Origin of the sequence: Micromonospora sp. NBC_01655 (assembly GCF_026339755.1) — a bacterium.
Classification (GTDB): domain Bacteria; phylum Actinomycetota; class Actinomycetes; order Mycobacteriales; family Micromonosporaceae; genus Micromonospora.
Window position 1 is genome coordinate 5,638,034 of the sequence record NZ_JAPEQF010000001.1, and the last position, 9,231, is coordinate 5,647,264.

Annotated in this window: 4 protein-coding genes; 1 reads left to right on the forward strand and 3 read right to left on the reverse strand. The window is 74.5% G+C overall.

The window, feature by feature from the left end:
- Window positions 1-6: 6 nt before the first annotated feature.
- Entirely contained in the window at window positions 7-5,535 is a 5,529-nt protein-coding gene (locus tag OOK41_RS24880; RefSeq protein ID WP_266266899.1) for a type I polyketide synthase, read from the reverse strand.
- A gap of 287 nt (window positions 5,536-5,822) precedes the next feature.
- On the opposite strand from OOK41_RS24880, the gene OOK41_RS24885 reads away from it, so the two are divergent.
- The gene (locus OOK41_RS24885; RefSeq protein WP_117673239.1) at window positions 5,823-6,584 is read left to right on the forward strand and encodes a thioesterase II family protein; all 762 of its coding nucleotides are present in this window, start codon (window positions 5,823-5,825) and stop codon (window positions 6,582-6,584) included.
- 79 nt (window positions 6,585-6,663) lie between these two features.
- Here the strand turns inward: OOK41_RS24885 and OOK41_RS24890 are convergent, their stop codons facing one another.
- Both OOK41_RS24890 and OOK41_RS24895 read right to left on the reverse strand, forming a co-directional pair.
- Window positions 6,664-7,551 carry a cyclopropane-fatty-acyl-phospholipid synthase family protein gene (locus tag OOK41_RS24890; RefSeq protein ID WP_117673238.1) on the reverse strand — a complete coding sequence of 296 codons (888 nt, stop codon included), beginning with the start codon at window positions 7,549-7,551 and terminating at the stop codon, window positions 6,664-6,666.
- A gap of 30 nt (window positions 7,552-7,581) precedes the next feature.
- Window positions 7,582-9,150 carry a bifunctional 3-(3-hydroxy-phenyl)propionate/3-hydroxycinnamic acid hydroxylase gene (locus OOK41_RS24895; RefSeq protein WP_266266900.1) on the reverse strand — a complete coding sequence of 523 codons (1,569 nt, stop codon included), beginning with the start codon at window positions 9,148-9,150 and terminating at the stop codon, window positions 7,582-7,584.
- Window positions 9,151-9,231 lie beyond the last annotated feature (81 nt).

Sequence of the window (9,231 nt, forward strand, 5' to 3'; positions counted from 1 at the left end):
TCGTGGTCAGGAGCGGCCGAACTTCTGGTCGATCAAGTCGAACAGTTCGTCGTCCGAGGCATCGTCGATGGCCTGGGTGACGTCGCCGGGTCCCCCGGTGGCGTCGCTCCAGCGGGCGGCCAGGGCCTTCAGGCGGGTCGCGACGGCGGTGCGGGTCTCCTCGTCGGCGGCGAGCCGTTCCAGGTCGTCCGGCCCGGCGGCGGCGAACGCGGCCTCCAACCGGTCCAGCTCGGCCAGCAGGGTCGACGCCGGGGCGGCCGGCGCGACGTCGGCGAGCAGGAAGTCCGCCAGGGCCGCCGGGGTGGGGCAGTCGAAGATCAGGCTCGCGGGCAGCCGGACGCCGGTGGCGGCGGTGAGCCGGTTGCGCAGCTCGACGGCGGTGAGCGAGTCGAAGCCGAGGCCGGTGAACGTCTGCCCGGACGGGATGACGGTCGACGACGGGTAGCCGAGCACCTCGATGACCTGCCCCTTGACCAGGTCCTCGACGAGCCGGCCGCGGTCGGCGTCGGGCGTGCCGGCGAGCCGCTCGGCGAAGGACGGCCCGGTGCCGCCGGAGGCGGTGGCGCCGGCCGCCCGGCGCGGGGCGCGGACCAGTCCCCGCAGCGGCGCCGGCAGGTGTCCGGTGGCGGACTGGCGGCGCAGCGCGGCGACGTCGAGCAGCGCGGGCACCAGGTGGGGCCGGCCGCCCCGCAGGCTGGCGTCGAACAGGGCGAGCGCCTGGCCGGTGCCGAGGGGGCCGAGGCCGTTGCGGCTGAGCCGCTGGCGCTGGGCGGCGTCGAGGTTCCCGGTCATCCCGCTGGCCTCGGCCCAGAGGCCCCAGGCCAGGGAGGTCGCGGCGAGACCGGCGGCCCGCCGGTGGTGGGCGAGGCCGTCGAGGAAGGCGTTCGCGGCGGCGTAGTTGCCCTGACCCGGGCCGCCGAGGGTGCCGGCGACCGAGGAGAACAGCACGAACACCGGCAGGTCCAGGTGCCGGGTCAGCTCGTGCAGGTGCCAGGCGGCGTCGGCCTTCGCGGACAGCACGGACCCGATCCGGTCGGTGGTGAGCGCGGACACCACCGCGTCGTCGAGCACCCCGGCGGCGTGCACCACCCCGGTGAGCGGGTGCTCGGCGGGCACGCCGGCGAGCAGCGCGGCGAGGGTGTCCCGGTCGGCCACGTCGCCGGCCACCAGCCGGGCCTGCGCGCCCATCCCGGCCAGGTCGGCGAGCAGCTCCGCCGCGCCGGGCGCGGCGGTGCCCCGCCGGCCGACCAGCAGCAGGTGGCGGACCTTGTGGGCGGCGACGAGGTGCCGCGCCAGCAGGCCGCCCAGGGCGCCGGTCGCGCCGGTGACCAGGACCGTCCCGTCGGGGCGTAGTTCGGCACCCAGCGCCGGGTCGAGTTCGGCGGGCGCGAGGCGGGGCACCAGCACCCGGTCGCCGCGCGCGGCGAGCTGGGGTTCGCCGGTGGCCACGGCGCGGGCCAGCGCCTCGACCGGGAGGTCGGCGTCGGCGTCGACGAGGACGAAGCGGTCGGGGTGTTCGGCCTGCGCCGAGCGCAGCAGGCCCCACACCGCCGAGCCGGCGAGGTCGGTCACCCGGCCGGGTTCGCCGGCGGGGACGGCGCCGCGGGTCAGCACGACCAGCCGCCGGTCGGCGAGGCGCTCGTCGGCGAGCCAGCCCTGCACGGTGGCCAGCACGTCGGCCAGCCGGGCCCGGGTGGCGGCCGGGACCGGGTCGGGCGCGTCGTCGCGGTACGCGGGCAGCAGCACCAGGTCCGGGTCGAGCCGGCCGTCGGCCACCGCCTCGGCCAGTTCGCCGAGGCCGTACCGGGGCAGGCCGGCGGGGCCGACCGGGCCGCCGCCGAGCAGCACCGCCCGGTGCGGCGTGGCGTCGGCCGGCGGGACGTCCCGCCAGGCGAGGTCGTACAGCGCGTCGGTGGTCGGGCCGGCGGCGCGGACCTGGTCGGCGGTGACCGGGCGGGACACCAGCGAGGCGATGCGGGCGACCGGGGCGCCGGACGGGTCGGTCAGGGTCAGGCTCACCCCGCCTCCGTTGCGCCGGGCCCGGACCCGAAGGGCGGTCGCGCCGACCGCCGAGAGGGTGACGCCGGTCCAGGCGAAGGGCAGCCGGGCCCCGGTCGCGTCGGGGTCGTCGTCGAGCAGGCCGACGACGTGCAGCGCGGCGTCCAGCAGCGCCGGGTGTACGCCGAATCCGGTGGTCTCCGTGCCGTCGGGCAGCGCCACCTCGGCGTAAACCTCGTCGGCGGAGCGCCGGACCGACCGGAGGCCCTGGAACAGCGGGCCGTACTCGACGCCGAGCCGGGACAGCTCGGCGTACACGGAGTCGACGGCGACGTCGGTGGCGTCGGCCGGCGGCCAGGGCGCCGGGTCCTCGGCCCGGTCCGGCGGCTCGGGGGCGACGAAGCCGGTGGCGTGCCGGGTCCACTGCGCGTCGGGGGCGTCGGCGGCCCGGGAGTGGACGGTGACCGGCCGGCGGCCCTCGTCGTCGGCGGGGCCGAGGTGCACCTGCACGGCCCGGGCGCCCTGCTCGGGCAGGACCAGCGGCGCTTCGAGGGTCAGCTCGTCCAGCGCGGCGCAGCCGGCCCGGGTGCCGGCGTGCAGCGCCAGCTCGACCAGGGCGGCGCCGGGGACCACCACGGAGTCCCAGACGACGTGTTCGGTGAGCCACGGGTGGGTCTGCGCGGACAGTTCCGTGCCGAAGATCCGGGCGTCGTCGGCGGCCACCGTGACGGCGGCGCCGAGCAGCGCGTGGTCCACGGCGCGTACGCCGAGCCCGGGCGCCCCGACGTCGGCGGGGTCGGTGGTGTTGAGCCAGTACCGCTGGTGGTCGAAGGCGTACGTGGGCAGCTCGGTCCGCCGGGGGCGGGCCCCCGTACCGGTCAGGTACGCGGCCCAGTCGACGCGCGCGCCCGCGACGTGCAGGTCGGCCAGCGCGGCGAGCACCGTGTCGATCTCGGGCCGCCCGGCCCGCATGGTGGGGGCGAACCGGATGTCGTCGCCGGCCTCGACGCAGTCCCGCGCCATCGTGGTCAGCACGGAGTCGGGGCCGACCTCCAGGAACAGCGTGACGTCCTGCTCCCGCAGGCAGCGGACCGCGTCGGCGAACCGCACGGGCTGCCGGACGTGGCGCACCCAGTAGCCGGGGTCGCCGATCTCCGCCGGGTCCGCCACGGCGCCGGTCAGGTTCGACACGATCGGCACGGCCGGTGGCCGCCAGGACAGCCCGGCCAGCACGGACGCGAACTCGTCGAGCATCGGCTCCATCAGCCGGGAGTGGAACGCGTGCGACACGGCGAGGGGCTTGGTCCGCCACTCCCGGTCCCGGCAGGCCGCGGCCACCGTCCCGACCTCGTCGGCCGCGCCGGACACCACCACCGCCGCCGGACCGTTCACCGCCGCCACGTCGACGGCCGCGCCCAGCTCGTCGATCAGCCCGCGCACCCGCTCCTCGGGCGCGCCCACCGCCAGCATGCCTCCGCCGGCCGGCAACGCCTGCATCAACCGACCCCGCGCCGCCACCAGCGTGCACGCATCCTCCAACGACAACATCCCCGCCGCATACGCCGCCGTCACCTCACCAACCGAATGACCGGCGAAGAAGTCCGCCCGCACCCCCCACGACCGCAACAACTCCCACAACGCCACCTCGACGGCGAACAACCCCGCCTGCGCGAACACCGTCCGATCCAGCGCGCCCGACGGCCCGCCGGACCACACCACGTCCCGCAGCGAGCCCGGCAGCTCGCCGTCGATCAGCTCGCACACCCGGTCGAAGGACTCCGCGAACACCGGGAAACGGTCGTACAGCTCCCGGCCCATCCCGATCCGCTGCGAACCCTGACCGGTGAACAGCACCGCCCGACGACCCGCCGACACCACACCCGCCACCGCCGCGCCACCGGCCGCCACCGCGTCCAGACCCGCCACGAGATCGTCTACGCGCGAGCCCCACACCACGGCCCGGTGCTCCAGGGCCGCCCGCGACGACACCAACGACCACGACACGTCCACGGCCGACACATCGGACCGACCCCGCGCGAACGCCGCCAACCGCGCCGCCTGACCCACCAACGCCCGCTCCGAACGCCCCGACACCACCCACGGCACCGGCACCCCGGGAACCACCCGCGCCGGCGAAGCCGACTCGGCCTCGGGCTCGTCCCCGGGCTGTTCCAGGACCACGTGCGCGTTGGTGCCGGAGATGCCGAACGACGACACCCCAGCCCGACGCGGACGCCCCACCCCCGGCCATTCCCGGGGCTCCGTCGCCAACTCCACCGCACCCGACGACCAGTCCACGTGCGACGACGGCTCATCCACATGCAAAGTCGCCGGCACCACCCCGTGCCGCATGGCGAGGACCATCTTGATGATCCCCGCAACACCGGCGGCGGCCTGCGTATGACCGATGTTCGACTTCACCGACCCCAGAAGCAACGGCACATCCCGACCCTGCCCGTAGGTGGCCAGCAGAGCCTGCGCCTCGATCGGGTCACCCAACGTGGTGCCCGTGCCGTGCGCCTCCACCACATCCACATCCGCCGGGGAGAGACCGGCACTCGCAAGGGCCTGCCGGATCACCCGCTGCTGCGACGGACCATTCGGCGCAGTGAGCCCGTTCGACGCACCATCCTGGTTCACCGCCGTACCCCGGACCACCGCCAGGATCGGCCGACCCTCCCGCCGCGCATCCGACAACCGCTGCACGAGCAGCACTCCGACGCCCTCGGCGAGCGCCGTGCCGTCGGCCGCCTCGGCGAAGGCCCGGCACCGGGCCACCGGGGAGAGGTTGCCCTGCCGGGAGAAGTCGACGAGCACCGCCGGGGTCGGCATGACTGTCACGCCGCCGGCCAGCGCCAGGTCACACTCCCCGGACCGCAGCGCCTGCACCGCCAGGTGCAGCGCGACCAGCGACGACGAGCAGGCGGTGTCGAGCGTCACCGCCGGTCCCTCGAAGCCGAACGTGTACGCCACCCGGCCGGAGGCGATGCTGCCCACGTTCCCGAGGCCGAGGTAGTCCGCCACCCCGGCGGGCGGCGCCTCGGGCGGCTGGGCGTACCCGCTGTGGGTCATGCCGGCGAAGACGCCGACCCGGCCGCCCTTGAGGCTGGTCGGGTCGACGCCCGCCGACTCGATGGCCTCCCACGACGTCTCCAGCAGCAGCCGCTGCTGCGGGTCCATCGCCAGGGCCTCGCGGGGGGACACCCCGAACAGCCGGGCGTCGAAGTCGGCGGCGTCGGGGAGGAATCCCCCCTCGCGGACGGCGGAGGTGCCCTGCCGGGCGCGCTCGGGGTCGTAGAGCGCCCCGAGGTCCCAGCCCCGGTCGGCTGGGAACGAGGTGATCGCGTCACCGCCTGCGGCGACCAGGTCCCAGAGCTGCTCGGCCGAGCGCACCCCGCCGGGAAACCGGCAACCGATGCCGACGATGGCGATCGGCTGCTGCGCCTCGGCCTCGACGTCGCGCAGGCGTTGCCGGGTTCGCCGCAGATCGGCGGTGACTCTCTTCAGGTACTCCCGGAGCTTGTCTTCGGTGTCCATCAACCCAGCCCATCGCGATGCACGGCGGAGCCTCGACGTAGGCGACGGTACGAATGCGCAGTCGTTCTCAGGCGACACCTGTATCTGTCGTTCGGCTCGCTCGGCCGAGAGCCACGAGGATCCCCATCTGCGGGGAGAAGCTATTGGCTGCGCGTAAGGTGGGACAACCCCTAACCGTGCGTAGCGGCAGCTAGGGGTGTCCGGCCCCGGTCCACCGCATTAGCGTCGCCTCGACCGGGTCCGCGCCGATCCCGTCAGCGATTTCACCGCCGGAAGGACCGCAGAGGATGACCACGCCAGATACCGACAACGGCCTGTGGGTGCGACGCTTCCACCCCGCGCCGGGCGGCGCCCGGCGGCTGGTGTGCCTGCCCCACGCCGGTGGCTCGGCCAGCTTCTACTTCCCCGTTTCCCGCAGCCTCTCCCCCACGGTGGAGGTGCTGGCGATCCAGTATCCGGGGCGGCAGGACCGGCGCCTGGAGAAGTGCATCGGTGACATCCACGAACTCGCCCGCGAGGTGCACGCCGTTCTCCGGCCGTGGCTCGACGAGCCCGTGGCGATCTTCGGGCACAGCATGGGCGCGAGCGTCGGCTTCGAGCTGGCCCGGCTGATCGAGCAGGACGGCGGCTCGCCCGCCCACCTGTTCGCGTCCGGCCGCCGCGCGCCGTCCTGCCCCCGGGAGGAGACGGTGCACCTGTTGAACGACGAGGGCCTGCTGGCCGACGTGCGCAAGCTGAGCGGCACCAACGCCGCCATCCTCGGCGACCAGGAGCTGCTGCGTGCCGCGCTGCCGGCGATCCGCAGCGACTACCGGGCCGCCGAGACGTACGCCTACCGGCCCGGGCCGCCGCTGAGCTGCCCGATCACCGTCTTCACCGGCGACAACGACCCGAAGACCACGGTCGACGAGGCCCGCGCCTGGTCGACCCACACCACCGGCCCGTTCGACCTGAAGGTCTACCCGGGCGGTCACTTCTTCCTGGCCGACCAGCAGGCCGCGGTGCTGCGTTCCATCTCGACGGCCCTGACCTCCGCGCCGGCCCGCTGACCGACGGCCGTACCCGGTTCGACAGCACGACGAGGGCCCGCCGACCGGTCGGTCGGCGGGCCCTCGTCGGTGGCTGCGCTCAGCGCTTGTGGGCGACCGCGATCACGTAGTCGAGGTTGGCCAGCTCGCGCTTCATCAGGTCCTGGTTCTTCCAGTGCGCGGCCATGCTCTTGCGCACGGCCGGCTTGACGACCGCGCGGAACTCCGGGTCGTTGGTCCGGTCGGCCATGTAGCTGCGCCAGCCCTCCCAGGTGTCGTCCTTGATGGACTGCACCTCGGGCCGGTCGAAGCCGGCGTCGGCGAGCTGCTGGGCGTACGTCTCCCGGTCGTGCCAGTTCTCCTTGGGGATGCTGAACTTGACGAAGCTCAGCGGGCCCGACTGGATGGCGGCCCGGACCACGTTCTCGCTGACCGGGATGATGTCGGCGGTGGCGAGGACGCCGCCCGGCTTGAGCACCCGCAGCGCCTCGGCGAAGAACGCGCTGCGCGGGTAGAAGTGGAAGGCCGACTCCAGGGCGACCACCCGGTCGAAGGTGCCGTCGGGGAACGGCAGTTCGGTGGCGCTGCCCAGCCGGAAGTCGGTCCGGTCGGCGAGCCCCTCCTCCTGCGCCCGCCGCTGGGCCGACTCGACGTGGTGCGGGGTGATGTTGAGCCCGACGACCTTGCCGACCCGGCCCGAGCGCAGCCAGCTGAAGTCCTGGTCGGCGTAGCCGAACCCGACGTCGAGGATGGTGTCGTCCGGCTTGAGGCCGGCGGCGTCGGCGAGCTTGCCGGCCAGCGCCTCGGCCGCGTCGTCGATGTCGGTCGCCCCGTCCGACCAGTAGCCGACGTTCATGTAGTGGGTGCGGCGGGCCGCGAACTCCACGTCGGGGGACTGGATCTCGTAGAAACGCCGGACCCGAGTGACGGGGTCGGCGGTGAAGACGGTTCGGATGGCCCTCGCCGCGATCTTCAAGTTGTCGAGCATGGTGCTCCTTCCGGGTGGGTCGGCTGCTGTTCAGCCGCGCCCGACCTGCTGACGCAGGTCGTCGACGAGAGCGGGCACGGCGGCCGGGTCGGCCGCCGTGCCGAAGACGTAGAAGTCGGGCCGGACGAGCACCGCCGCCGCGTCGTGCCGCTTCAGGTGGGACAGGTAGACGTCGTCGAGGTCCTCGACCGCCATCCCGTCGGCGGCCCCGGGGGCGCCGGCGGGAACGATCCGCACGACCCGGGTGCCGAGGGAGTCCAGGAACGCCCGGGCGTCCGCGTCGAGCAGTTCCGCGGGGTCCTCGGCGCAGATCAGGGCGAAGCCGGTGCCGACGACGTCGTCGAAGAGCCCGGTGCGGCCGTCGACCTCGACGTGGCCCTGCGGCATCGGCTCACCGGCGCCGGGGCCGGCGGCGCCGTCCGGGCGGTGCAGCACGCCGTCCACCAGGGCCTCCAGCAGGGACCGGGTCCGGGCCCGGGTGGTCCGGCGGCGCAGCTCGGCCAGCATGATCGAGTCCCGGCCCGCCGCGGCGGTCCGGTCCGTCTCGCAGATCACCGTCCCGGAGTCCATCGACATCTTGATGGCGTGCTGCACGTGCGCGCAGCGCTCCTGCTGGTACGTGTCGAGCAGCGCCTCGTCGGCCAGGCCCCGGTGCACCAGGTCCAGCTTCCAGGCGAGGTTGAGCGCGTCGCGGAACCCGGAGCTCATCCCCTGCCCCATGAACGGGGGCATCACGTGCGCCGCGTCGCCGGCGATGAGGATCCGGCCGGAGCGCCACCGGTCGGCGGAGCACGCCTGGGTGGTGTAGACGCCGTACCGCTCCAGGGTGGCGTTGTCCGTGGTGATGTCGAACAGGCCGAGCAGCCGCCAGACGCTGTCGACGCTCTCGAACTCCTCCCGGCTCTCCCCGGGCACCCGCATGAACTCCCACCGCCGGTGCCCGGGGCCGGCGGACACGGCGGTGCGGGGCCGGGCCGGGTCGCAGACCTGGAGGTTGTTGGGCTTGAACTCGCGGGCCTCGTTCGGCACCACGTCGCAGACCAGCCAGTCGTGGGTGAAGCCGAGGTCGGTCACCGTGCTGCCCAGGTGTTCCCGGACGAAGCTGTTGGCGCCGTCGCAGCCCACCACCCAGCGGGCCGCCCGGACCTGCGGGCCCTCCGGCCCGTCGATGGTGACCTCGACCCGGTCGTCGTGCTCGGTCAGCGCCGTCACCACGTACGGACGCAGCACGGTGACCCCGGGCAGCTCCGTGCCCCGCTCGGCGAGCACCGCCTCCAGGCCCGGCTGGTAGAAGGAGACCGAGTCGGGCCAGCCCATCGGCCCGTCGCCGGTGACCTTGACGTGCAGCAGGGTCCGACCGAAGCCGTTGCGGAACGTGTACTCCCCGGACGACTCGACGACCGGGCCGAGGCGGTCGGCGACCCCGGCGGCGGCCAGGATCCGGCTCGCCTCGCCGTCGTAGGACACGGCGCGCGGGAAGTCGTACGGGGTCTCCCAGCGTTCGACGGCCGTGACGGTGAGACCTCGCTGCGCCAGCAGGATCGTGAGCATCTCGCCCACCGGGCCGTAGCCCACGATCAGGACGTCGGTCATCAGCATCGGTATCGGTTCCTCGCGTGGTCGGTCGGGTGTCGGGGCGGGGACTCCGGCCGGCCGGCGGTCCGGGCGGACCGCCGGCAG

Excerpts from the sequence above, each read along its gene's own strand:
- OOK41_RS24895 (WP_266266900.1), bottom strand. The coding sequence starts at position 9,150 with ATGCTGATGACCGACGTCCTGATCGTGGGCTACGGCCCGGTGGGCGAG.
- OOK41_RS24890 (WP_117673238.1), bottom strand. The coding sequence starts at position 7,551 with ATGCTCGACAACTTGAAGATCGCGGCGAGGGCCATCCGAACCGTCTTC.
- OOK41_RS24880 (WP_266266899.1), bottom strand. The coding sequence starts at position 5,535 with ATGGACACCGAAGACAAGCTCCGGGAGTACCTGAAGAGAGTCACCGCC.
- OOK41_RS24885 (WP_117673239.1), top strand. The coding sequence starts at position 5,823 with ATGACCACGCCAGATACCGACAACGGCCTGTGGGTGCGACGCTTCCAC.